This is a genomic window from Streptosporangium jomthongense, assembly GCF_042650425.1.
Taxonomy (GTDB): Bacteria; Actinomycetota; Actinomycetes; order Streptosporangiales; family Streptosporangiaceae; genus Streptosporangium.
Window position 1 is genome coordinate 754 of record NZ_JBHSBC010000028.1, and the last position, 372, is coordinate 1,125.

Genomic DNA, 372 nt, shown 5'->3' on the forward strand with positions numbered 1-372 from the left:
GCCGTCCCAGGACAGGGCCGAGTGCAGCAGGGTGACGGCGTCGGGTCCCCAGGTGGCGTAGTGCACGTCGGTGAAGAAGCCGTTGATGGCCCGGTGGGGGACGAGGGTTCCCTTGGGCCGGCCGGTGGAGCCGGAGGTGTAGGGGATGTAGAAGACCCGTTCCGGGTCGGCCGGGTGTGCCGGGTTGGTGTCCGGCTGGGCGGCGATCGTCTCGGCTTCGGCCGTCAGGTCCAGCACCGGAACCGGGGCAGGAACCCGGGCAGGGGCCTGGGCGGAGGCTGAGGCCGGGACCTGGGCAGGGGCCTGGGCGGGGGCCTGGGCGGTGGTGAGGGTCCAGGGGTGGGCGGGGGTGGTGATGACGGCGGCCAGGTG

Annotated in this window: 1 protein-coding gene; it reads right to left on the reverse strand. The window is 73.9% G+C overall.

Annotated elements, in window-relative coordinates; translation table 11 throughout:
- On the reverse strand, positions 1-372 hold a 372-nt coding region (locus ACFOYY_RS25005), incomplete at both ends, for an AMP-binding protein (protein ID WP_386192528.1).